The organism is Acidovorax cavernicola, from assembly GCF_003581445.1.
In genome coordinates this window covers 120203-142669 of sequence record NZ_QXMN01000009.1, presented here as the reverse complement: position 1 = coordinate 142669, position 22467 = coordinate 120203, and the positions used below count along the sequence as shown (strand labels likewise).

Sequence of the window (22467 nt, the reverse complement as noted above, 5' to 3'; positions counted from 1 at the left end):
CGCCGCCGCTGGCCGCGACGGTCGATACGGGTGCGTGCGAACCGTTCAAAGTGCCAATCGCTGTCGTGCTTCCTGGTATTCGCGCTTGAGCTTCTCGATGAAGTCGGCCGCGCTCGCCACTTCGGTGATCGCGCCGATGCCCTGGCCCGAGCCCCAGATGTCTTTCCAGGCCTTGGCCTTGCTGCCTTCACCGCCGCCGAAGTTCATGGTCGTCACGTCGCCTTCGGGCAGGTTGGCCGGGTCCATGCCGGCCTTGACGATGCTGGGCGCCAGGTAGTTGCCATGCACACCGGTGAACAGGCTCGAATAGACGATGTCGTCCGAGTTGCCGTCCACGATGGCCTGCTTGTATTCGTCGCTCGCACGCGCCTCTTCGGTCGCGATGAAGGCGGTGCCGATGTAGGCGAAGTCCGCGCCCATGGCCTGCGCCGCGAGCACCGCGCCGCCGGACGCAATGGAACCCGACAGCGCGATCGGGCCGTCGAACCACTGGCGGATTTCCTGCACCAGCGCGAACGGGCTCTTCACGCCGGCATGGCCGCCGGCGCCAGCCGCCACGGCGATGATGCCGTCGGCGCCCTTCTCGATCGCCTTCTGCGCGAAATTGTTGTTGATGATGTCGTGCAGCGTCACGCCACCGTAGCTGTGCACCGCGTCGTTCACGTCGGTGCGCGCGCCCAGCGAGGTGATCACGATCGGCACCTTGTACTTCACGACCATCTCCATGTCGTGCTCGAGTCGGTCATTGCTCTTGTGCACGATCTGGTTGATGGCGAACGGCGCGGCCGGCTTGTCCGGGTTGACCTTGTTGTAAGCCGCCAGTTCTTCCGTGATCTCGATCAGCCACTCTTCCAGCTGCGCGGCCGGGCGAGCGTTGAGTGCCGGCATCGAGCCGACCACGCCGGCCTTGCATTGCGCGATCACGAGCTTCGGGTTGCTGATGATGAACAGCGGCGAGCCGATGATCGGCAGCGGCAGGTTCGCGAGGACAGAAGGCAGCTTGGACATGTCGTCTCCGGAAATGGACTCGGTTTGGGTTCGGTCTTATAAGGGGGAGGAGCCGCTGGCGCCCGTCAGATGGGCGACAGCGGCAGGTGCGTCAGAACGCTTCGAGCGCCAGCGCCGTGACGCTCTCGGCGCCGTCGACGATGCTGTCGCGGATGCCCGGCACCTTGTTCAGGATGTGCTCGGCGTAGAAGCGCGCGGTGGCGATCTTGGCCTGCATGAAGGCCACGTCAACGTTATGCGAGGCTTGGTCCTGCGCCACGATCAGCGAACGCGCGAGCTGCCAGCCGGCCACGAGATTGCCCGCGAGCATCAGGTACGGCACGCTGCCCGAGAACACGGCATTGGGCGAGGCCTTGGTCTGGCCGGCGACGAAGTCGACCACGTCGATGAAGGCCAGGCGTGCGGCCTTCAGACGCTTGAGCACGGCGGCCGCGGCGGCGCTGTCGCTCTTGGCGAGCTCGGCCTCGGTCTTCTCGATCTGCGCCGCGACAGCCTTGGCGGTCTGGCCGCCGTCGCGCGCGGTCTTGCGGCCCACGAGGTCGTTGGCCTGGATCGCGGTCGTGCCTTCGTAGATCGTGAGGATCTTCGCGTCGCGGTAGTACTGCGCCGCGCCGGTCTCCTCGATGAAGCCCATGCCGCCATGCACCTGCACGCCCAGCGAGGTCACTTCGAGGCTCATCTCGGTGCTGTAGCCCTTCACGAGCGGCACCATGAATTCATAGAAGGCCTGGTTCTGCTTGCGCGCGTCGGCATCGGGATGGTGGTGCGCGGCGTCGTAGGCGGCAGCGGCCACCGAGGCCATCGCGCGGCAGCCCTCGGTGTAGGCGCGCATGGTCATCAGCATGCGCTTCACATCCGGATGATGAATGATCGGCGCGCTGGCGTTGATCGAGCCATCGACCGGGCGGCTCTGCACACGGTCTTTCGCGTAGGCCACGGCGTGCTGGTAAGCGCGCTCGGCAATCGCGATGCCCTGCATGCCCACGGCGTAGCGGGCCGAGTTCATCATGATGAACATGTACTCGAGGCCGCGGTTCTCCTGGCCGACGAGGTAGCCGATGGCGCCGCCGTGGTCGCCGTACTGCAGCACAGCGGTCGGCGAGGCCTTGATGCCCATCTTGTGCTCGATGCTCACGCAGTGCACGTCATTGCGCGCGCCCAGCGAACCGTCGGCGTTGACCATGAACTTCGGCACCACGAACAGGCTGATGCCCTTCACACCTTCGGGCGCACCGGCCACGCGGGCCAGCACGAGATGGACGATGTTCTCGGCCATGTCGTGCTCACCATAGGTGATGAATATCTTGGTGCCGAACACCTTGTAGGTGCCGTCGGGCTGCGGCTCGGCGCGGCTGCGCACCATGGCCAGGTCGCTGCCGGCCTGCGGCTCGGTGAGGTTCATCGTGCCGGTCCACTGGCCGCTCACGAGCCTCTCGAGGTAGACGGCCTTGAGCTCGTCGGAGCCGGCGGTGAGCAGCGCCTCGATGGCGCCGTCGCTCAGCAGCGGGCACAGCGCGAAGCTCATGTTGGCCGAGTTGAGCATCTCGCCGCACGCCGCGCCGATGGTCTTGGGCAGGCCCTGGCCGCCGAAGTCCGCCGGATGCTGCAGGCCCTGCCAGCCACCCGACACGTACTGCGCGAAGGCGTCCTTGAAGCCCGGCGAGGTGGTGACCTCGCCGCCCTTGAACGACGAGGGATCGCGGTCGCCCGTGACGTTCAGCGGTGCGATCACGTCCTGATTGAAGCGCGCGCACTCTTCGAGCACGGCTTGCGCGGTTTCGAGACCGGCGTCTTCAAAGCCGGGCAGCTTGGCGATCTCGCCGATGTTGGCCAGGTGCTCGATATCGAACAGCATGTCCTTGAGGGGGGCGGTGTAGCTCATGTCTTCTCTCCAGGGGCCGCGGCGGATGCGGCAGATGTAAAAAAGGCATCGCGAACGATGCCTTCTGGCTCAATGCGCTGAAGCGATCAGAGCGCCTTCACGAGTTCCGGCACAGCCGTGAACAGGTCGGCCACGAGGCCGTAGTCGGCCACCGAGAAGATCGGTGCTTCTTCGTCCTTGTTGATCGCGACGATGACCTTCGAGTCCTTCATGCCGGCCAAGTGCTGGATCGCGCCCGAGATGCCTGCTGCGATGTACAGCTGCGGCGCCACGATCTTGCCCGTCTGGCCCACTTGCCAGTCGTTCGGCGCGTAGCCCGCGTCCACTGCGGCGCGGCTGGCGCCCAGGCCGGCGTTGAGCTTGTCGGCCAGCGGCGTCATCACTTCGGTGAACTTCTCGGCGCTGCCCAGCGCACGGCCACCCGAGACGATGATCTTGGCGGCCGTCAGTTCGGGACGGTCGCTCTTCGTGACTTCACGGCCCACGAAGCTGCTCTTGCCGCTGTCGGCCACGCCGGCTGCGGTTTCAACGGCGGCGCTGCCACCGGTGGCGGCTGCGGCGTCGAAGCCGGTCGTGCGCACGGTGATCACCTTGGTGGCATCGGTGCTCTGCACGGTGGCAATCGCGTTGCCGGCGTAGATCGGGCGCTCGAAGGTGTCCGGGCTGTCGACCTTGGTGATGTCGGAGATCTGCGCCACGTCCAGCTTGGCGGCCACGCGCGGGGCGACGTTCTTGCCGTTGGCAGTCGAGGGGAACAGGATGTGGCTGTAGTTGCCGGCGATCGCCAACACTTGGGCGGCGACGTTCTCGGCGAGGTTCTCAGCCAGCGAGGCGCTGTCGGCAGCGATCACCTTGGACACGCCGGCGATCTGCGCGGCGGCCTTGGCAGCCTCTGCTGCATTGGCACCGGCCACGAGCACGTGGACGTCGCCACCGCAAGCCAGCGCTGCGGTCACGGTGTTGAGGGTGGCCGGCTTGATGCTGGCGTGGTCGTGTTCGGCAATAACAAGTGCGGTCATGTTCAGATCACCTTCGCTTCGTTCTTCAGTTTGTCCACCAGCGTTGCAACGTCGGGCACCTTGATGCCAGCACCGCGCTTGGGCGGTTCTGCGACCTTCAGGGTCTTCAGGCGCGGCGCGACGTCCACGCCCAGCTCGTCGGGCTTGACCGTGTCCAGCTGCTTCTTCTTGGCCTTCATGATGTTGGGCAGCGTCACGTAGCGCGGCTCGTTCAGGCGCAGGTCGGTCGTGATGACTGCGGGCAGCGTGAGCGTCAGCGTTTCCATGCCGCCGTCGACTTCACGGGCCACGGTGACCTTGTCGGCCGCCAGGTCGACCTTCGAGGCGAAGGTGGCTTGGGGCAGGTCGGCCAGTGCGGCCAGCATCTGGCCGGTCTGGTTGGCGTCGTCGTCGATGGCTTGCTTGCCCAGGATGACCAGCTGGGGCTGTTCCTTGTCGACCAGGGCCTTGAGCAGCTTGGCCACGGCCAGGGGCTGCAGTTCGGCGTCGGTCTCGACGAGGATGCCGCGATCGGCACCGATGGCCATCGCGGTGCGCAGGGTTTCCTGGCACTTGGCATCACCGCACGACACCGCGATCACTTCCGTGACCACGCCCTTTTCCTTCAGGCGAACCGCTTCTTCGACAGCGATTTCGTCGAAGGGGTTCATGCTCATCTTGACGTTGGCAATGTCCACCCCGGTGCCGTCGCTCTTGACGCGCACCTTCACGTTGTAATCGACGACCCGTTTGACAGGCACAAGAACCTTCATTGACTTGACTCCATTGGATTGCAAAAAGGGGGGCTTCGAGAGCAGCCGGCCATTTTAGGACGCCGGCCTTGGCTGCTTCTCCATTCTTCCTGTCGGCCTTGCAGGTCGAAAAAAGAACGATCGTGCTTTTCCGTGATTATAAAACAGCAGGCGGCGTTGCGGCCACGCCCGCCGGCAAAGATTCCACTCGCAGCACCCGCTGCGGATAGGGAATGTCAATGCGGGCGGCGCGCAGGCCCTCGAGGATGGCGATGTTGATGGCGGAGCGCACGTTGTCCTTGCCCTTGTCAGGGTCGGCGACCCAGAAGTTCAGGATGAATTCCAGCCCATCGGGCGCGAAGGTGACGAGGTAGGCCACGGGCGCCGGGTCGGTCATGACGCGCGGCTGGGCCGTGGCGGCACCGCACAGGATCGACTGCACCTGCGCCACGTCGCTCTCGTAGCCGACCACGATGCTGGTCGTGATGTTGAATTTGCGGTCGGCCAGCGAGAGGTTTTCCACCCGGCCGGTGATGAGCGATTCGTTCGGCACGATGGCCTCGCGCCCGTTGCCCGCGCGGATGAGCGTGTAGCGCGTCTTGATGTCGGTGATGCGGCCCTCGAAGGTGTCGACCTTCACGTTGTCGCCGATGCGGATCGAACGCTCCAGCAGGATCACGAAGCCGCTCACATAGTTGGCCGCCAGCTTCTGCAGGCCGAAGCCCAGACCCACGCCGAGCGCGCCGCCCAGCACCGACAGCGCCGTGAGGTCGACCCCCACCGCCGACAGTGCGAACAGCAGGCCGATCAGCAGCAGGAAGGCGCGCACCGCGTTCGACGCCACCTTGCGCATCGACAGGTCGCTCACCGCCTCGCGCAGGATGCGCTTCTCGATGGTGCTGGAAATCCACAGCGCGACCATCAGCACCAGTCCGGCCGAGAGCGCGCCCTGGATGATGGTCTGCAGGCTCACGCGGGTCTTGCCGAAGGCCAGTGTGATGTCGTCGAGCTCGGCCAGCACCGGCGGCAGCAGGCCGACGATCCACAGCACGGCGGCGATCCACGCCCCCCATGAGATCGTGCGCTCGATCAGCCGCACCAGGCTGGAGGTCGGGAACACGGCTCGCAGCACCCGCGCGAACAGCCGGATGACCGCCAGCGACAGGAAGACCGGCACGGCGATGCGTAGCACCAGCACCACGGGCAGGAGCTCGAGCGCCGCGCGGCGCGCCAGGTCGGTGAACACCAGCGCGAGCAGCGGGAACAGCAGCCCGTCGAAGATGCGCTCGCCGAACCAGATGGAGTCCTTGGGCTGGTCGCGCCCGAACCATTTGCACACGGCCCACGCCACGGCCACGCAGGCCACGAGCACGGCCAGCTCGATGCCCAGGCCGCGCGCGTCGACCTGGTTCAGGCGTTGGAGGAAGTCGTTGAAATTGAAATTCATCAATGAAGGAAACAGGGCGCCGCGTGGACGCCCGCTGGGTTACAGGTCCGCCAGCACCCGGATGTGGGCTTCCACGCTGCGCGCCAAGGCATCCAGGTGATAGCCGCCCTCGAGCAGCGAGACGATGCGCCCGCGCGCATGGCGCTTGGCGACATCGCGCACGCGGCCGGTGATCCAGGCGAAGTCGTTTTCGTTGAGGCCGAGCTGGCCCAGCTCGTCCTCGCGGTGGGCGTCGAACCCGGCGCTGATGAAGACCATCTGCGGCTTGAAGGCCTCGAGCCGCGGCATCCAGATCGCCTCGACCAGCTCGCGCACGTCCATGCCCTTGGTGTAGGCAGGGATCGGCAGGTTGAGCATGTTCGAGGCCGGGTGCTCGGTGCCGCTGTACGGATAGAAGGGATGCTGGAAGAACCCGACCATCAGCACGCGCGGGTCGTTCGACAAAATGTTCTCGGTGCCGTTGCCGTGGTGCACGTCGAAATCGACGATGGCCACGCGGTCCAGGCCATGCGCCTCGATGGCATGCCGCGCGGCAATGGCCACGTTGTTGAAGAAGCAGAAGCCCATGGCCTGCTCGCGGCAGGCATGGTGGCCCGGCGGGCGCACCGGGCAGAAGGCGTTCTCGACCTCCCCGGCCATCACGGCATCGGTCGCGGCGACGGCGGCGCCCGCGGCGCGGCGCGCGGCCAGCAGGGTGAAGCGGGTGAGCACGGTGTCGGGGTCGACCTGGGCATGGTCGGGGCCACCGGCGGGTGCGTCGGCCACGAGGCGCTGCTGCAGCTCCTCCAGGTGTTCGACATGCGCGTGGCTGTGGGCCCGGGTGATCTGCTCCAGCGTGGCCAGGGGAACCTCGCCCCGCGCCAGCGCGTCGCCGACGCCGGTCAGGAGCAACCGGTCTTCGATGGCATCCAGCCGCTCGGGGCATTCGGGATGCCCGTTGCCCATGTCGTGCTTCCAGAAGTCGCGATGCGTGAAGTAGCCTGTCTTGCCCATCTCTCGCCGTGTCTCGTGTCGTCGCGTCTAGACCTCACGCGGCATGGGGCCGCAAGGTCTTACGGTATCGTTTGCATATGGATACAAATATGGACGTTGCTGCGAAGCTAGCCAGTTTGCTGAATCAGCTTAACACGGTGATTGTTGGCAAAGATGCGCAAGTGCGCGATTGCGTGGCCTGCCTGCTGGCGGGCGGGCACCTGCTGATCGAGGACGTGCCGGGGGTCGGCAAGACCACCCTGGCTCATGCGCTCTCGCACACTTTCGGGTTGCAGTTCTCGCGCGTGCAGTTCACGGCCGACCTGATGCCGGGCGACCTGTCGGGCGTGGCGATCTACGACCGGGGCCAGCAGGCCTTCGTGTTCCACCCCGGGCCGATCTTTGCGCAGGTGCTGCTGGCCGACGAGATCAACCGCGCCAGCCCCAAGACCCAGAGCGCGCTGCTCGAGGCGATGGAAGAAAAGCAGGTCACGGTCGAAGGCGAGACCCGCCCCCTGCCCTCGCCCTTCTTCGTGATCGCCACGCAGAACCCGCAGGACCAGCTCGGCACCTTTGCGCTGCCCGAGTCTCAGCTCGACCGGTTCCTGATGCGCATCTCGCTCGGCTACCCCGACCGCGCCGCCGAGCGCCAACTGCTCGCGGGCGCCGACCGCCGAGAGATGCTCGCCGGCCTGCCCGCCCTGCTGACCGCCGGCGAACTCACCGCCTTGCAGCAGCGCGTGCAGCAAGTGCATGCGGCCGAGCCGCTGCTGAACTACCTGCAGGACCTGATCGCCGCGACCCGCTCGGGCCGCTGGTTCCTGCAGGGCCTGTCGCCGCGCGCGGGCATCGCCGTGCTGCGCGCCGCCAAGGCGCAGGCGCTGCTGGCCAACCGGAACTACGTGGCGCCCGACGACGTGCAGGCCGTGCTGCCGCAGACGATCGCGCACCGTCTCACACCCGTGGGCGACGCCGGCCGCGGCGCCGTCGAGCAAGTTCGCGCCATGATCGCCGCGGTGCCCCTGCCGTAGACATGAACCACCCCCAGGCTTCGCGCACTTCGTGTCGCTTCTCCTCCCCCCTTGCAGGGGGCAACACCTGCGGCCCGGCAAAGCCGGTTCCGCGGTGTTCGGCGCTTCACCCCTGCGGGGATTTCCACCGCCCGGCCCGATGATCACGACGCTGCGCTCGCGCATCGACGGCTGGTTCCTCTCGCGCCGGCCACCGTCGGACACGCTCGAACTCACCCAGCGCAACGTCTACATCGTGCCGACGCGCGCCGGCTGGACGCTGGCGGCGACCTTGCTGGTGCTGCTGGTGGCGTCGATCAACTACCAGCTCAACCTGGGCTACCTGCTGACCTTCCTGCTGGCGGGCAGCGTCGCGGTGGGCATGCATGTGTGCCACGCCACGCTGCGCGGGCTGGCGCTGCGCATGGTGCCGCCCGAGGCGCAGTTCGCGGGCGCCGCCGCGGTGTTCCGCGTGGTGCTGCACAACACGCGGCGCAGCGTGCGCTACGGCATCGGCATGGCGGTGCGCGGCAGCGGCCAGTGGGCCTGGACCGACGTGCCGGCCGAAGGCACGGCCACTGTGGAGATCGCGTTCCAGCCCGAGCGGCGCGGCCTGCACCCGGTGCCGCCGCTGACCGCCGAGACCCGCTTTCCGCTCGGCACCTTCCGCGTCTGGACGGTCTGGCGGCCAGCTGCGCAGATGCTCGTGTACCCGACGCCTGAAGCCCACCCGCCGCCGCTGCCGCCGGGCGAACCGCTCTCGGGCCCCGCCGCCGCGTCCGCCGCGATGCGGGCGCAGAACGCCGGCGAGTACGACGGCGTGCGCGCCTACCGCCGCGGCGACCCCTTGAAGCTCGTGGTCTGGAAGAAGGCGGCGCGCGCGCAGGCCAACGGCTCCGAAGACCTGGTGAGCCGCGACACGCAACACACGCAGCGCGAAGAACTCTGGCTCGACGCGCACGCGGCCGCGCTGCCCGACACCGAGGCCCGCCTGTCGCGCCTGTGCGCCTGGGTGCTGATGGCCGACCGGCTCGGCGTGGACTACGGCATCCGCGTCGCCGGACGCACGGTGAGCCCGTCACAGGGCGAAGCCCACCGGCGCGCCTGCCTCGAGGCGCTGGCGCTGTGCGCATGAACGAGGTCGCCACATGAACCGGGTCGTACGCGAACTCACCGCGCTGCCGAGGGATGCACGGGACACGCTGTTCCTGCTGTGCGTCATCGGCCTCATCCTGCTGCCGCAAATCGACAACCTGCCCTGGTGGTGTTCGGCCATCACCGCCATGGTGCTGCTGTGGCGCGCCTCGCTGGCGGTGCAGGCACGCCCGCTGCCCGGCAAGTGGTGGCGCATCGCACTGCTGGCGCTGGCACTGGTCGGCACCTTCGCCAGCCACCGCACGCTGCTGGGCCGCGACGCGGGCGTCACGCTGGTCGTCTGCCTGCTGGCGCTCAAGACACTGGAGCTGCGCGCGCGACGCGATGCCTTCGTCGTCTTCTTCCTGGGCTTCTTCGCGATGCTCACGAACTTCTTCTACTCGCAGTCGCTGGTCACCGCCTTCATCATGCTGCTGGCGCTGCTGGGCCTGCTGACGGCGCTGGTCAACGCCCACATGCCGGTGGGCCGGCCGCCGCTGATGCAGGCCGCGCGCACCGCCGGCTGGATGGCGCTGGCGGGCGCGCCGGTGATGCTGGCGCTGTTCCTGCTCTTCCCGCGCTTCGCGCCGCTGTGGGGCACGCCCAGCGACGCCATGGCCGGGCGCAGCGGCCTGTCGAACACGATGCGGGTCGGCACCATCGCCGAACTGGCGCTCGACGAGAGCATCGCCGCGCGCATCAAGTTCGACGGCAACCGCGCGCCACCGCAAAGCCAGCTCTATTTCCGCGGCCCCGTGCTCGCGCAGTTCGACGGCCGCGAATGGACGGCGCTGCCGACCTGGGCGCGCAGCGGGCAAGCAGTGGCCAACCTGCGCACCCGCGGCGAGCCCGTGCGCTACGAGGTCACACTGGAAGCCAGCCAGCGCCCGTGGCTGCTCACGCTCGACGCCACACCGCGCGCGCCCGAGGTGCCCGGCTACGAGGTCACCGGAACGCCCGACCTGCAATGGTTCGTGAACCGGCCGATCAACGACCTCGTGCGCTATCGCGCAGAAAGCCACCCGCAGTTCGAAAGCGGCCCGCTCACGCGCACAGGCGGTCGGCTCCAGCCCTACCTGGCGCTGCCGCCCGGCAGCAACCCGCGCACCGCGGCGCTCGCCGCCCAGATGCGCGCCGACCCCGCGCTGGCCGGCGCCGATGCCCGGGCCTTCGTGCAGGCCGCGCTGCAGCGCCTGCGCACCGGTGGCTACACCTACACGCTGGAGCCCGGCGTGTACGGCAACGAGACCGCCGACGAGTTCTGGTTCGACCGCAAGGAGGGCTTCTGCGAGCACATCGCCTCGGCCTTCGTGGTGCTGATGCGCAACCTGCAGATCCCCGCGCGCATCGTCACCGGCTACCAGGGCGGCGAGCTCAACAACGTCGACAACTACTGGGTGGTGCGCCAGAGCGACGCTCACGCCTGGACCGAGGTCTGGCAGGAAGGCGCGGGCTGGGTGCGCGTCGACCCGACCGGCTCGGTCGCGCCGGGCCGCATCGGGCAGTTCCAGCGCCTGACGCCGCAACCCGGCCTGCTGGCAGGCGCCATCGGCGTCATGAGCCCGACGCTGGTGCAGAACCTGCGCGCCGCCTGGGAGGCTGTGAACAACGGCTGGAACCAGTGGGTGCTCAACTACACGCAGAGCCGCCAGCTCGACCTGCTCAAGACCATCGGCTTCAACGCCCCGAGCCTGGAAGACCTGGCCTACGTGCTGCTGTACCTGCTGGTGGCCGCGAGCTTGGCCGGCGCCGGCTGGACGCTGTGGGAGCGCAGCCAGCACGATCCGTGGCTGCGCCTGCTGGGCCGGGCCCGTGCGCGACTGGCAAAGGCCGGCCTGCCGCTGTCCGAGGCGGTGCCGCCCCGGCAGATGGCCCAGGCGGCCGACGCCCGCTTCGGACCCGCCGCGCAGGCGGTGCGCGACTGGCTGCTGAAGCTCGAAGCCCAGAGATACTCCCCCGCCACGCCCACTTCTCTCGGCGCGCTGCGCGCGGAGTTCCGCCGGCTGCCCTGGCCTCCCACACCGCCACGCGGCTGAAACCACATGTGTCGCCCGAAAGTGCGCGTGCGCACGGGCGGCACAATCGTGCCCATGTCACACGCCTTCCCCACGTCCATGCGCGCCGCAGCGGCCGCCACCGCCCTCCTCGCCGCTGGCATCGCCTGGCCCACGGGCGCCCTGGCCCAGAAGCCCCAGGCCAACGGCCGCGCCGCAGCCGTCACGCCGGTGCGTGGCAGCGTTCCCTACGCCACGCGCGATGACGCGATGCAGTTCGCCGACGACGTCGCGCGGCGCCGCAACCTCGACCGCGACTGGGTGCGCGCCACCATCGGCGCCGCACGCTTCCTGCCCAACGTGCCGCGCCTGATGCTGCCGGGCCCGGTCGGCACCGTGAAGAACTGGCAGACCTACCGCAGCCGCTTCATCGACCCGGTGCGCATCGCAGCCGGCGTGCGCTTCTGGCGCGCCAACGCCGACACGCTCGCGCGCGCCGAGGCCACCTACGGCGTACCGCCGGAAATCATCGTCGGCATCGTCGGCGTGGAAACCATCTACGGCCGCAACATGGGCAACTTCCGCGTGATCGATGCGCTGGCCACGCTGTCCTTCGACTTCCCGCAAGGCCACCCACGCGCCGCCGAACGCATCGCCTTCTTCCGCGGCGAACTCGAGAGCTTCCTGAGCACCGAAAGCCGCACCGCGGAAGACCCGCTGGTGCCCGTGGGCAGCTACGCCGGCGCCATGGGCATGCCGCAGTTCATGCCCAGCAGCATCGCCAAGTACGCGGTCGACTTCGACGGCGACGGCCGCATCGACCTCGTGAACAACCCGGTGGACGTGATCGGTTCGGTCGCGAGCTACTTCAAGGCCTTCGGCTGGACGCCGGGCATGCCGTCGATCTACCCCGTGCATTTCGAGGAAGCCCGCCTCAAGAAGGCGCTGCTGCTGGCGCCCGACATCCTGCCGACCTTCAGTGCCGACAGCTTCGTCGCCGCGGGCGCCGTGCCCGAAGGCGAAGGCCTGAAGCACAAGGGCCTGCTCGCGCTCATCGAGCTGCAGAACGGCTTCGACGCGCCGCCGACCTATGTCGCCGGCACGCGCAACTTCTACGTGATCACGCGCTACAACTGGAGCAGCTACTACGCGATGTCGGTGCTCGACCTCGGCCAGGAGGTCAAGGCCGCGATGGAGCAATAGCCGCGTGGCCGCCGTGACCGCCATGCCGCCGCAGGCACTGCACGCGAACTGGACCGCCGCCTGGCACGCGCTGGGCGTGACAGCACCCGACGATGCGCTGCGGCTGGAGCTGCAGCGTCGCTACAGCGAGCCGCAGCGCCACTACCACACGATGCAGCACCTGGGCGAATGCCTTGCCTGGTTCGACCAGGAGCAGGCCCTGGCCGAGCGCCCCGGCGAAGTGGCGCTGGCGCTGTGGTTCCACGACGCCATCTACGACGTGCATGCGCACGACAACGAGGCACGCAGCGCCGACTGGGCGCGGCAGGCTCTGCAGGCCGCCGGCGTGAACGACGCGGCGGCCGACCGCGTCCACGCGCTCGTCATGGCGACGCGCCACGACGCCGTGCCCGAAGGGCGCGACGCCGAGCTGCTGATCGACATCGACCTGTCGATCCTCGGCGCCGAACGCGCGCGCTTCGACGAGTACGAGCGCCAGGTGCACCTGGAATACGGCTTCGTCGCCGAGGAAATCCGCCTGCCGCGTCGGCGCGCCATCCTCCAGCGCTTTCTCGATCGCCCCGCGATCTACGCCACGCCGCGCATGCACGCGCTGCTCGAAGCCCGGGCGCGCGAGAACCTTCAGTGGTCGATCGCGGGCTGAGCTTTCAGTTCAGGCCGGCACCAGCCGCCACCATTCGGAGCGCGGCGGCACATCGCCGAAAGTCTCCTCCACCACACCGAACAACAGACCGTCGCGCCCCGCGCCGAGCTGCGACAGCGCCAGCGGCCGCGCGAGATCGCGGCACAGCATGAAGCTCGCATCGCCCTGCCAGTCAAGGCAGCGGCCGACCTCGGCCAGCATCAGCGCAGGCTGGCTCTGCATGAAGGTGAAGGGCATCGGCAATCCGGCATCGAGCTGCGCCAGACCCGCGCGCGTGGCCTCCCACGCGCCGCGCTGGCTGGTCACGCGCAGGCGCGCGCCGGCAGGCAATGCGGCCTCTCCGGCAGCGTCGAGACAGGTGCGCGCGCCGTACATCGCCAGCTCGGTCCACAGGCCGACCCGGCGCGGCCGACGGCCCAGCCGGGTCGCCAGCGCGTCGCGCCAGTCGTCTGGCGGCGGATGCGCCACGACGTGCGCGATGGTGCGCCAGGCAGGTGCGGATGCGGCGGTCATGCGGCGCTGCAATCCTTGAGCACCAGCGATGCATGCCCGCCACCAAAGCCCACCACGTTGAGCAAGATGTGGCGCAGCCGCGCCGGCGGCCCGTCGCTCAGCGCGATGCCGAGCGTCTCGTCCAGCGCATAGCCGACCGACGGCCAGGCGCCGCCTTCGATGCAGCCGACCAGCAACGCCAGTTCCGCCGCTCCGGCCGCGCCGAGCGTGTGGCCGATCGCCGACTTGAGCGACACCAGCGGTGGCAGCGGCCCGAACACCTGCCGCAGCGCCTCGACCTCGATCGCGTCGTTGACCGGGCTGCCCGCCGCCTGCACCTTGATGAGGTCGATGTCCGCAGGCTGCAGGCCGCTGCGCGCCAGCGTGTCGCGGCACATCGCCCGCACCGCGCTCGCCTCGGTGCCCGAGGGGTTGCGGCCATCGACCACGTTCGCTCCGCCCATCAACGCCCAGCGCGCAGGCGCAGCGCCCAGCCGCAGCGCCGCCACGGCCTCGCCGAGCACCAGCCCCTGGCGCCCCGCGCCGAAGGGCCGTGCGCTGTCGGGCGCCAGCAGCTGCATCGCGCCGAAGCCGGCCACGGTGAAGCGGTTGTCGAGCTCGGCGCCGATCACCAGCGCCTCGCGGGCCTCGCCGGCGCGCACCATGTCGGCCGCCGCCAGCATCGCGTTGAGCGCGGAGGTGCAGGCGGTCGAGACGGTGAAGACCGGGCCCTGCCAGTCGAGTGCGGCGGCGGCGATGTCGGCAAAGTCCTGCAGGTCGCCGCTCAGCCGCGCGTCGTGCTGCGCATGTTCCATCGCCCCGATGTCGAGCGACGACGAGGCCACGAACAGCGGCCCTTGCCGGTCCAGCCCGTCGCCGGTCTGCGCGACCACGCGGCGCACGGTGTGCTGCACACGCTGCGCCCAGTCGCCGGGCGGCACCGGCAGCGTGTAGACGGGCCATTGCATGCCGTCGGCCACCGTCACCGGTGTGGGTGGCACGCCACCGCGCCGCAACGCGGCGAGTGCGGACGGCACATCGTCGCCGAGCACGCAGGCCAGGCCCATGCCGGCCAGGTACACGGGACGCAGGCTCATGCCTTGCCCGCTTGCGCCAGGTGCTCCGCCAGATGCGCGATCGACGTCATCGCGCGGCGCGTCTCCTTGCTGTCGGGCATGCGCACATTGAAGTGCTGCTGAATCGCCATCGACACCTGCAGCGCGTCGAGCGAGTCGAGGTCGAGCCGCGCTTCAGGGCCGAACAGCGGCTCGTCGTCGCCGAGGCCGCCGGGGGGCGCGTCCTTCTCGACGGATTCCAGCACAAGGGCCTTGAGGCGGGCGATGAATTCAGGAGATACGGTGCTCGTCACGGTGCGCGCCTGCGAAACAGAAAGACAGCCACAAGGAACATGAGGGCCGCGAACGCCACCAGCCGGCCGACCTGCGGCAGCACCTCGGCCACGCCGCCGCCGCGCAGCAGCACGGTGAGCAACGCTTCGAGCCCCCAGTTCATGGGAGAAATTTCGACCATGCGCTGCATGAAGCCCGGCATGACGAACTTGGGCACCATGATGCCGCCCGCCGCCGCCATCAGCACATTCACCATCGGCCCGAGCGTGGCGGCCTGCGCATGGCTCTTCACGAGGCAGGCCACGGCGAGCGACAGGCTCACCGCCGCCAGGCTCACGGCCGCGAGCGACAGCAGCAGACCGCCCCAATGGATGCCCGAGAGCGACAGCGCATCGCCGCCGATCATCGGCATGAACCAGATGCCCGCCGCCAGCATCAGCAGCGCCTGCAGCGCGTTCACGCCGAGGTAAGGCAAGGCCTTGGACGCCAGCAGCATCGAGCGCGACACGCCCAGGCTCTGCAGCCGCCCGAGCGCACCCGAGCCGCGCTCCTGCACGAACAGGCTGGACAGCGAGGCGACCACGAAGAACATGCCGAACACCAGCCAGGCCGGCACGTTCTGCTGCACCGACGTGGGCCGCGGGCCGGCGGTGGCGAAGCGTTCGGCCTGCACCATCGCCTGGATCGATGCATCGGGCGCAGGGCTGGCCGTGCCGGGCACCGCCAGCGCGAGCCGCGCCTTGAGTTCGCCCGACGCACCGATCAGCTCGGCACGCAGCGCATTGAACAGGTTGGCGTCGATGCCTGGCTCGGCCAGCAGCTGGATGTAGGCGCGGGTCGAGAGCGCGGCCGATTCCAGTTCGTCGGACAGCCCTGGCTCCAGCACGATCACGTACTTGAGCGTGCCGCTGCGCAACCGCTGCTGCCAGTCGGTGCCCAGCGGCTGCGGTGCGCCGTGGCTGCGTTGCCAGATCTGCAGCAGCCATTTGGCGGGCGTTCCGCTGTCGCGCACGTCGACCGCGTAGCTCAGCTCGGCCAGCGGCGGACGGTAGATGTCCTTCAGCGTGAGCGACATCAGCACGATGAAGACCATCGGCATCACGAACAGCACGGCCAGCCCGTGCATGTCGCGCACGAGGGCCAGCAGTTCTTTCTTGATGAGCGCGAAGAGCATGGCGTTCGATCAGTCCCGAAGCGAACGGTGCGTGAGCGCCATGAAGAGCTGCTCGAGGTCATGCCGGCCGAACTCGACTTGGCGCACCTCGATGCCTTCGGCTTCGAGCGCTGCCAGCACCGGCCCGGGGCCGCTGCCGGCGTTCAGGTGGATGCGCCAGTGCGCCGCGCCCTGCTCCACCGTGCCGAAGCGCGAGAGCATCTGCGCGTCGAGCCCGTCGGCGGCCAGGGTCAGCAGCATCGCGCTTTGCGACAGCAGCGCGTCGAGCGGCCCTTCGCGCAGCACGCGGCCCTGGTCGAGGATGGCCACGCGGTCGGCGATGGCCTCGATCTCTTCCATGTAGTGCGAGGCGTAGATCACCGCAGCGCCGGCCTGCGCGAGGCTCTTGATGGCGTCGAGGATGAAGGCGCGCGATTGCGGATCGACGCCGACGGTCGGTTCGTCGAACAGCATCAGCTCGGGTTCGGGCAGCAAGGCGATCGCGAGATTGAGCCGTCGCTTGAGGCCGCCCGAGAGCCGCTCGGCACGCACGCCCGCGAACTGTTCGAGCTGCGCGAACTGCGTGCAGGCTTCGATGCGCGCCCTCTTGCGCGCCCCCGAAAGACCGCCGGCCGCTGCGAAGCAGGCCAGGTTCTCGGCCACGGTGAGCATCGGATAGAAGGCCTGGTCCTGCGGCGCCACGGCGATGCGCGTGGGCGCCTTGGCGCGCACCTGCTGCAGCGGCTGGCCGTCGATGCGGATGTCGCCCGACTGCACCGCGAGCGCACCCGACAGGTGCGAGATCAGCGTGGTCTTGCCGGCGCCGTTGGGCCCCAGCAGGCCGAGCACGCAGCCACGCGGCACTGCGAGCGACACGTCCGACAGCGCGGCCTTGTCGGCATGTGGGTAGCGGTAGCCGAGCTGACGAAGCTCGAGCATCAGGCGACAGCGGCCTTGAGGTCGCGGAAGAAGGTTTCTTCTTGCTGCGCCTGCTCGCGCAGCTTGCCGGCGAGCGCGACCGGATCGACCGGCTCGCGTCCCTTGACCATGCGCGCCGCCTTGAGCGCGAAGGCACGCCAGCCATCGCCGATGGCGATCAGGCGTTCGGCCATCTGCGTCAGCTGCGGCTTGTCGAGCAGCTGCGCCGCCTCCTGCAGGAAGCCCGCGTAGATGAAGCGAAAGCCCGCCCCGCCCGTGCCGATTTCCTCCTGCATGCGCACGAGGTGACCGATGAAGTCGACGCTGCGCGGATCATTGGGCGACAGCTTCTGCATGCGCTTGGCCAGCGTGTGCATGCCGCGCACGCCGACGATCGGAATGGGCGCGAGCATGTTGCGCACGGTCTTGCGGATGGCCTTGGTCACCGAGGCGGCGTCGACCGCCTTGCGCTCGATGGCCTGCGGGTAGTACATGAGCCCCTTGGGCGCCAGCACGCCCTTGGCGAAACGCGCGCGCGAAAGGTCTTCGCTCGCGCAGCGCACGGGCTCCTCGAACACCGGGTCGCTGATCAGGTAATCGTCGCCGTCCTTGCCGTAGACCAGCAGGTTGTGCGCGTTGAAGTGAAAGCGCATGTTCGGCGGAAAGTACGGCAGCCAGTAGACCGAGGTCTGCAGCCCCACCAGCTGGCCGTCGGCCAGCAGCGCGTCGAGCCGCTGCTGCCCTGCTTGCGGACTGCGGAAGGTCTCGAAGCGAAAGCGCGCGGCCATCGGCGCCAAGAGGCCCTTGATGATGGCCTTGGGCGGCATGCGGTACGAGATGAGCGGCAGGCCCGACAGCTTGATGAACGGCAGGTAGGCGAACGACAGCGCCGACGACAACCCCAGCGCCATCGCCTCGCTCATCGGCGCGCCGTGATGACGCATGAGGCTGGAGATGACGCCGCTTTCGCAGTGCGCCGCCTGTTGGTGTTGGAAGTTCACGGCAGGCCTTGCAGGGTGGAAACGGGCAACCCCAGCGCCTGGCCGTAGCGGGCGAGCTGGGCCGGCGACAGCGCGGCGAAATGGCGTGGCTGCAGGTGGCGGCGCACACGCCACTGCCAGAAGCCGCTGGTCTGCGAGAGCAGCGCCACGTCCATGCGGCGCTCGTACATCCAGTATTCGAGCGGCGAAGCCAGCCCGGCCTTCACGCGCGCCCTGGCCTCCTGTGCCTGCTCGATGAGCACATCGACCGCGTGGCTGGTGACGATCTCCTCCGCCTCCCAGCCCTTGGACGTGGTGGTGACGACGCGGCCCTGCGCATCGCGGGCGTACATCAGCTTGGAGTGGCCCGCGAGGGTCGCGTTGCCTTCCTGAGGAACGGCGTCCAGGTCCATGGCTACACAGCCTCCAGGTAGATGAAGCCGCTGGAGAAGCGGCCGCTTTCGGGCACGAACATCAGGAGCTTCTGACCGGGCTTGATGCGCCCCGAACGGAACAGCTCGTCGAGCATGATGTACGGCGAGGCCGAGCCGGTGTTGCCCTTGCTGGCCAGGTTGCTGAACCAGCGCTCGCGCGGAATCGGCAGGCCCAGCGACGCCAGGCTTGCGGCCACGGGCTCGACGAAATAGTGGGACGACAGGTGCGGCAGGAACCAGTCGATGTCGTCCGTCTTCAGCCCGCGCCGTTCGATGATGGCCGCCAGCGGCTCGGTCAGCGTGGCGCGCACGATGTTGTCGTTGAGCAGGCGCACGTCCTGCTTGACCGCGAAGGTCGAGTCGCGCTGCCAGTCGGCCGGCGAGGTGCGGGCCCAGCCGTCGAGGCCGCCTTCGGCATTCTTGTCGGCGCCGGCATACATGCACACCGGCAGCTCGTGCGCCGCCGACGACAGCTCGATCCATTCGACGCGCAGCGACAGCGGCCCGCGCGCTTCGCGCTCCAGCAGCACCGCGCCGGCGCCGTCGGACAGCATCCAGCGCAGGAAGTCTTTCTCGAAGGCGATCTCGGGGCGCGCCTCGAGCGCCTCGAGCTTGTGCTCCAGCTCGGCTTCGAAGTTGATGCCGCGCATCACGGCCGATGCCAGCTCGGAGCCCGTGGCGACCGCGCGGCGGGCATCGCCCGAGCGCACCGAGAGCCACGCATGCTTGAGCGCCGCCGCGCCGGCCAGGCAGATGCCGGCGCAGGCCACCACCTCCAGGCGCGGCCAGCCCAGTTCGCCGTGCACCATCACCGCGTGGTTGGGCATGAGCTGGTCGGGCAGCGAGGTGCCGGTGGCCAGGCAGTCGACCGGGCCGATGTCGTCGCCCAGCGCGCGGATGGCCGAGGCGGTGAGCTGCGCATTGGTCATGGCCAGTTGGCCGGTGGCGCGGTCGATGGCGTAGTGGCGCGACTGGATGCCGTTGCTGCGCAGGATGAGGCGTCGCGCACGCGACACCTTGCCGCCGATGCGACCCAGCACTTCTTCGATGTCTTCGTTGCTGACCGGAGAAAAAGGCAGGAAGGCAGCGGTGCGGGTCAGGAAAACATCAGTCGTCATAGAGAGGCAGGCGGTCCGTGGCAGAGCCCGACGGGCGCTCGAATTGGGCTGTCATTTTAGTCAGCCACCCTCGGAACAAAGGCCGCAGCAGCGCCTGCAAGGTCAGGCTCACCGGCACGACCGTGACGATCAGCGCCAGAAGAAACAACACGTACAGCAACAGCAGCGGCTTGCGCGCCGCCGCGCCCGGACCGCCGGCCGCCATGATGAGCTTGCCCCAGAGGTAGAAGCTGCGCGTGCCGGCCTTCTCGCTGACCAGCAACCGAGCGTCGGCCCGCACCGCACCCAGCCCGGCCAGCAAGGGCGCATCGCCGCGCTCGCGGTCTTCATGCAACGCGTCGCGCAGGGCCCGGCCGAAGCGGACGCAGCCGCGAATCTGTGCTTCGCTCAGGCCCGCATCGGGCATGCCCCAGAAGCCGCGCTTGCGGCCCCAGATGAGCCAGGCCGGCGTGGTGAAGAAGGTGGCGAGCGTGGGGCCGGGGTCGGTCAGCACCACGTTGTCGATCAGGCGCGCGCCGGTGGCGGCGAGCAGGCCCTTGAGCTTTTCGTGGGCCAGCAGCCACATGTTGCGGCAGGCAATGACCGTGACCACGGGTTTTCCCTTGAGCAGCCGTGCCGCCACCGGGTGCTGCAGGAAGGCCGCGACCGGCTGCGCAGGCGCCAGGAACCAGATCTGGTACGGCAGGATGACAAGGTCGAAGTCTTCGTCGCCCGTGAGCGTCAACGGCGCCAGCGGGCCCGGCTTCATGTGGGCCGACTCCGGGAAGGCGTCGAAGAAGGTCAGGAAGGGCCAGGGAAAGGGAAAGGCCTGCAGCGGCCGCAGCGTCTCCACATGCAGCTCGATGCCCGGGTCGGCTGCCAGCGGGGCGGCGATCTGCCCGGCCACGCGGTCGAGCTGCCCGGTCTGCGAGTACTGGATCAGCAGCACGCGCTTCGCACGCGTGTTCGGGCTGACGGAGGGACTGACGGACGGGCTGGCGGTGGGGCTGAAAGAACTTGGATTCACTGGCGGGGCGTGGCGGGGGCCGTCGAATGTAAGCGAAGCTTTTCAAAGGTGCATCTGCCATAGGTCATGACGTCGCGCGAATCCGACGAACCACCTCGCCAGAACGCGAAAAAGGGCCGCACCTTGCGGCACGGCCCTCGTCGGCATCACCTGCCATGCGCGCTGCGCGATCAGCGCACCTTGCCGGCCTTCCAGGCGCTCAGCAGCTTGTTGTAGTCGATGGTCTCGCCCTTGGGCTTCTCGTTGGCCAGCTTCTTCCACGGTGCGTGCTGGTCGCTGAGCCACTTGTTCGGGTCGCCCTTGGCGTTGAGCTTGGGCGCGCAATGGGCCATGCCGGCGCGCTGCAGGCGGGCCATCACGTTGTCCATCTCGTCGGCCAGGTTGTCCATGGCCTTCTGCGGGGTCTTCTCGCCCGTGACGGCCTCGGCCACGTTCTTCCACCACAGCTGCGCCAGCTTGGGGTAGTCGGGCACGTTGGTGCCGGTGGGCGTCCACGCCACGCGGGCCGGGCTGCGGTAGAACTCGACCAGGCCGCCCAGCTTGGGCGCCATGTCGGTCATGGCCTTGCTCTGGATGTCCGATTCGCGGATCGGCGTCAGGCCGACGATGGTCTTCTTGAGCGACACCGACTTCGAGGTCACGAACTGGGCGTAAAGCCAGGCGGCGGCCGTCTTGTTGGCGTCATGGCCATTGAAGAACGACCACGAACCCACGTCCTGGTAGCCGTTCTGCATGCCCTGCTTCCAGTACGGACCGTTCGGGCCGGGCGCCATGCGCCACTTGGGCGTGCCGTCCTCGTTCACCACGGGCAGGCCCTTCTTGGTCATGTCGGCGGTGAAGGCCGTGTACCAGAAGATCTGCTGGGCGATCTGGCCCTGCGCCGGCACCGGGCCGGCTTCGCCGAAGGTCATGCCCATGGCTTCCTTGGGCGCGTACTTCTTCATCCAGTCGATGTACTTGGTGAGCGCGTACACGGCGGCCGGCGAGTTGGTCGCACCGCCGCGCGACACGGCCGCACCCACGGGCGTGCACTTGTCGTCGGCCACGCGGATGCCCCACTCGTCGATCGGCATGCCGTTCGGGTTGCCGATGTCGGCGGTGCCGGCCATCGAGAGCCATGCGTCGGTGAAGCGCCAGCCCAGCGACGGGTCCTTCTTGCCGTAGTCCATGTGGCCGTAGATCGGCTTGCCGTCGATGGTCTTCACGTCGACGCTGAAGAACTCGGCGATGTCTTCGTAGGCGCTCCAGTTCAGCGGCACGCCCAGGTCGTAGCCGTACTTGGCCTTGAACTTGTCCTTCAGGTCCTTGCGGTCGAACAGGTCGGCGCGGAACCAGTACAGGTTGGCGAACTGCTGGTCGGGCAGCTGGTAGAGCTTGCCGTCGGGCGCGGTGGTGAACTTGGTGCCGATGAAGTCCTTGATGTCGAGCCCGGGGTTGGTGTACTCCTTGCCTGCACCGGCCATGTAGTCGGTGAGGTTCATCATCTTGCCGTAGCGGTAGTGCGTGCCGATCAGGTCGGAGTCGGAAATCCAGCCGTCGTAGATCGACTTGCCCGACTGCATCGAGGTCTGCAGCTTCTCGACCACGTCGCCTTCCTGGATCAGGTCGTGCTTCACCTTGATGCCGGTGATTTCCTCGAAGGCCTTGGCCAGCGTCTTCGATTCGTATTCATGCGTGGTGATGGTCTCCGACACCACCGAGATTTCCTTGACGCCCTTGGCCTGCAGCTTCTTGGCTGCGTCGATGAACCACTTCATCTCGGCGGCCTGCTGGTCCTTGCTCAGGGTCGACGGCTGGAACTCGCTGTCGATCCATTTCTTGGCCTCGGGCTCTGCGGCCCATGCGCCGTGCGCGGCGACCATCGCCGCCGCCATTGCCAATGCCGTGTAGCGCATCTTCATGAATGTGTCTCCTCGGTTGTGCTTCCCCGGTTTTCTCATCGCGGCTCCGGGGAGGCGGAGAGCCGGACGCGTT

At 68.4% G+C, this 22467-nt stretch carries 21 protein-coding genes; 5 read left to right on the top strand and 16 right to left on the bottom strand.

The window, feature by feature from the left end; translation table 11 throughout:
* Positions 1 to 45: 45 nt before the first annotated feature.
* From D3H34_RS10600 to D3H34_RS10575, 6 genes are all read right to left on the bottom strand, one after another.
* Entirely contained in the window at positions 46 to 1008 is a 963-nt protein-coding gene (locus D3H34_RS10600) for an NAD(P)H-dependent flavin oxidoreductase (protein WP_119553409.1), read from the bottom strand.
* A gap of 91 nt (positions 1009 to 1099) precedes the next feature.
* Positions 1100 to 2890 carry an acyl-CoA dehydrogenase gene (locus D3H34_RS10595; RefSeq protein WP_119553408.1) on the bottom strand — a complete coding sequence of 597 codons (1791 nt, stop codon included), beginning with the start codon at positions 2888 to 2890 and terminating at the stop codon, positions 1100 to 1102.
* Positions 2891 to 2976: 86 nt separating this feature from the next.
* A complete protein-coding gene (locus D3H34_RS10590; protein ID WP_119553407.1) occupies positions 2977 to 3909 on the bottom strand; it encodes an electron transfer flavoprotein subunit alpha/FixB family protein in 933 nt (310 codons plus the stop codon).
* A 2-nt stretch (positions 3910 to 3911) separates the two neighbouring features.
* A complete protein-coding gene (locus D3H34_RS10585) occupies positions 3912 to 4661 on the bottom strand; it encodes an electron transfer flavoprotein subunit beta/FixA family protein (protein ID WP_119553406.1) in 750 nt (249 codons plus the stop codon).
* A 136-nt stretch (positions 4662 to 4797) separates the two neighbouring features.
* Positions 4798 to 6087, bottom strand: a complete 1290-nt coding sequence (locus tag D3H34_RS10580) for a mechanosensitive ion channel family protein (RefSeq protein WP_119553405.1) — start codon at positions 6085 to 6087, stop codon at positions 4798 to 4800.
* Positions 6088 to 6126: 39 nt separating this feature from the next.
* Entirely contained in the window at positions 6127 to 7080 is a 954-nt protein-coding gene (locus D3H34_RS10575) for a histone deacetylase family protein (RefSeq protein WP_119553404.1), read from the bottom strand.
* A gap of 89 nt (positions 7081 to 7169) precedes the next feature.
* Between D3H34_RS10575 and D3H34_RS10570 the strand changes: the two genes are divergently transcribed.
* The 5 genes from D3H34_RS10570 to D3H34_RS10550 all read left to right on the top strand — a co-directional run bounded on the left by D3H34_RS10570 (position 7170) and on the right by D3H34_RS10550 (position 13043).
* Positions 7170 to 8090, top strand: coding sequence for an AAA family ATPase (locus D3H34_RS10570; protein ID WP_119553403.1), 921 nt, complete (start codon positions 7170 to 7172; stop codon positions 8088 to 8090).
* 139 nt (positions 8091 to 8229) lie between these two features.
* Positions 8230 to 9204: a DUF58 domain-containing protein gene (locus tag D3H34_RS10565; protein ID WP_119553402.1), complete on the top strand. Its 975-nt coding sequence runs from the start codon at positions 8230 to 8232 to the stop codon at positions 9202 to 9204.
* Between the two features lie 13 nt (positions 9205 to 9217).
* Positions 9218 to 11239 carry a transglutaminase TgpA family protein gene (locus D3H34_RS10560; protein WP_119553401.1) on the top strand — a complete coding sequence of 674 codons (2022 nt, stop codon included), beginning with the start codon at positions 9218 to 9220 and terminating at the stop codon, positions 11237 to 11239.
* A 54-nt stretch (positions 11240 to 11293) separates the two neighbouring features.
* A complete protein-coding gene (gene mltB / locus D3H34_RS10555; protein WP_286185613.1) occupies positions 11294 to 12400 on the top strand; it encodes a lytic murein transglycosylase B in 1107 nt (368 codons plus the stop codon).
* A gap of 22 nt (positions 12401 to 12422) precedes the next feature.
* Positions 12423 to 13043 (top strand): HD domain-containing protein, encoded by a 621-nt coding sequence (locus tag D3H34_RS10550; RefSeq protein ID WP_119553426.1) that lies wholly within the window; start codon positions 12423 to 12425, stop codon positions 13041 to 13043.
* A 9-nt stretch (positions 13044 to 13052) separates the two neighbouring features.
* On the opposite strand, the gene D3H34_RS10545 is transcribed toward D3H34_RS10550, so the two are convergent.
* The 10 genes from D3H34_RS10545 to D3H34_RS10500 form a co-directional block, all read right to left on the bottom strand.
* On the bottom strand, positions 13053 to 13556 hold the full coding sequence (locus D3H34_RS10545; RefSeq protein ID WP_119553400.1) for a hypothetical protein: 504 nt from the start codon (positions 13554 to 13556) through the stop codon (positions 13053 to 13055).
* Positions 13553 to 14632, bottom strand: coding sequence for a beta-ketoacyl synthase N-terminal-like domain-containing protein (locus D3H34_RS10540; RefSeq protein WP_119553399.1), 1080 nt, complete (start codon positions 14630 to 14632; stop codon positions 13553 to 13555). The genes D3H34_RS10545 and D3H34_RS10540 overlap by 4 nt, the downstream gene beginning before the upstream one ends.
* On the bottom strand, positions 14629 to 14904 hold the full coding sequence (locus D3H34_RS10535; RefSeq protein ID WP_119553398.1) for an acyl carrier protein: 276 nt from the start codon (positions 14902 to 14904) through the stop codon (positions 14629 to 14631). Before D3H34_RS10535 ends, D3H34_RS10540 begins: the two co-directional genes overlap by 4 nt.
* Positions 14901 to 16058 carry an ABC transporter permease gene (locus tag D3H34_RS10530; RefSeq protein WP_119553397.1) on the bottom strand — a complete coding sequence of 386 codons (1158 nt, stop codon included), beginning with the start codon at positions 16056 to 16058 and terminating at the stop codon, positions 14901 to 14903. Before D3H34_RS10530 ends, D3H34_RS10535 begins: the two co-directional genes overlap by 4 nt.
* A 9-nt stretch (positions 16059 to 16067) precedes the next feature.
* Positions 16068 to 16976 (bottom strand): ABC transporter ATP-binding protein, encoded by a 909-nt coding sequence (locus D3H34_RS10525; protein ID WP_119553396.1) that lies wholly within the window; start codon positions 16974 to 16976, stop codon positions 16068 to 16070.
* Positions 16976 to 17956 carry a BtrH-related acyltransferase DarH gene (darH, locus tag D3H34_RS10520; protein WP_119553395.1) on the bottom strand — a complete coding sequence of 327 codons (981 nt, stop codon included), beginning with the start codon at positions 17954 to 17956 and terminating at the stop codon, positions 16976 to 16978. The genes D3H34_RS10525 and darH overlap by 1 nt, the downstream gene beginning before the upstream one ends.
* Complete coding sequence (locus D3H34_RS10515; protein WP_119553394.1) at positions 17953 to 18348, bottom strand: DarG family dialkylresorcinol biosynthesis protein; 396 nt, start codon at positions 18346 to 18348, stop codon at positions 17953 to 17955. The genes darH and D3H34_RS10515 overlap by 4 nt, the downstream gene beginning before the upstream one ends.
* A gap of 2 nt (positions 18349 to 18350) precedes the next feature.
* Positions 18351 to 19487: a beta-ketoacyl-ACP synthase III gene (locus D3H34_RS10510; RefSeq protein WP_119553393.1), complete on the bottom strand. Its 1137-nt coding sequence runs from the start codon at positions 19485 to 19487 to the stop codon at positions 18351 to 18353.
* Positions 19477 to 20493, bottom strand: a complete 1017-nt coding sequence (locus tag D3H34_RS10505; RefSeq protein ID WP_286185611.1) for a dialkylrecorsinol condensing enzyme — start codon at positions 20491 to 20493, stop codon at positions 19477 to 19479. The genes D3H34_RS10510 and D3H34_RS10505 overlap by 11 nt, the downstream gene beginning before the upstream one ends.
* A 170-nt stretch (positions 20494 to 20663) precedes the next feature.
* Positions 20664 to 22394, bottom strand: coding sequence for an ABC transporter substrate-binding protein (locus D3H34_RS10500; RefSeq protein WP_119553392.1), 1731 nt, complete (start codon positions 22392 to 22394; stop codon positions 20664 to 20666).
* Between the last annotated feature and the right edge of the window lie 73 nt (positions 22395 to 22467).

Bases quoted from the DNA above. Each gene is read 5' to 3' on its own strand.
- D3H34_RS10600 (WP_119553409.1), bottom strand. From the start codon at position 1,008: ATGTCCAAGCTGCCTTCTGTCCTCGCGAACCTGCCGCTGCCGATCATC.
- D3H34_RS10595 (WP_119553408.1), bottom strand. From the start codon at position 2,890: ATGAGCTACACCGCCCCCCTCAAGGACATGCTGTTCGATATCGAGCAC.
- D3H34_RS10590 (WP_119553407.1), bottom strand. From the start codon at position 3,909: ATGACCGCACTTGTTATTGCCGAACACGACCACGCCAGCATCAAGCCG.
- D3H34_RS10585 (WP_119553406.1), bottom strand. From the start codon at position 4,661: ATGAAGGTTCTTGTGCCTGTCAAACGGGTCGTCGATTACAACGTGAAG.
- D3H34_RS10580 (WP_119553405.1), bottom strand. From the start codon at position 6,087: ATGAATTTCAATTTCAACGACTTCCTCCAACGCCTGAACCAGGTCGAC.
- D3H34_RS10575 (WP_119553404.1), bottom strand. From the start codon at position 7,080: ATGGGCAAGACAGGCTACTTCACGCATCGCGACTTCTGGAAGCACGAC.
- D3H34_RS10570 (WP_119553403.1), top strand. From the start codon at position 7,170: ATGGACGTTGCTGCGAAGCTAGCCAGTTTGCTGAATCAGCTTAACACG.
- D3H34_RS10565 (WP_119553402.1), top strand. From the start codon at position 8,230: ATGATCACGACGCTGCGCTCGCGCATCGACGGCTGGTTCCTCTCGCGC.
- D3H34_RS10560 (WP_119553401.1), top strand. From the start codon at position 9,218: ATGAACCGGGTCGTACGCGAACTCACCGCGCTGCCGAGGGATGCACGG.
- mltB (WP_286185613.1), top strand. From the start codon at position 11,294: ATGTCACACGCCTTCCCCACGTCCATGCGCGCCGCAGCGGCCGCCACC.
- D3H34_RS10550 (WP_119553426.1), top strand. From the start codon at position 12,423: ATGCCGCCGCAGGCACTGCACGCGAACTGGACCGCCGCCTGGCACGCG.
- D3H34_RS10545 (WP_119553400.1), bottom strand. From the start codon at position 13,556: ATGACCGCCGCATCCGCACCTGCCTGGCGCACCATCGCGCACGTCGTG.
- D3H34_RS10540 (WP_119553399.1), bottom strand. From the start codon at position 14,632: ATGAGCCTGCGTCCCGTGTACCTGGCCGGCATGGGCCTGGCCTGCGTG.
- D3H34_RS10530 (WP_119553397.1), bottom strand. From the start codon at position 16,058: ATGCTCTTCGCGCTCATCAAGAAAGAACTGCTGGCCCTCGTGCGCGAC.
- D3H34_RS10525 (WP_119553396.1), bottom strand. From the start codon at position 16,976: ATGCTCGAGCTTCGTCAGCTCGGCTACCGCTACCCACATGCCGACAAG.
- D3H34_RS10515 (WP_119553394.1), bottom strand. From the start codon at position 18,348: ATGGACCTGGACGCCGTTCCTCAGGAAGGCAACGCGACCCTCGCGGGC.
- D3H34_RS10510 (WP_119553393.1), bottom strand. From the start codon at position 19,487: ATGACGACTGATGTTTTCCTGACCCGCACCGCTGCCTTCCTGCCTTTT.
- D3H34_RS10500 (WP_119553392.1), bottom strand. From the start codon at position 22,394: ATGAAGATGCGCTACACGGCATTGGCAATGGCGGCGGCGATGGTCGCC.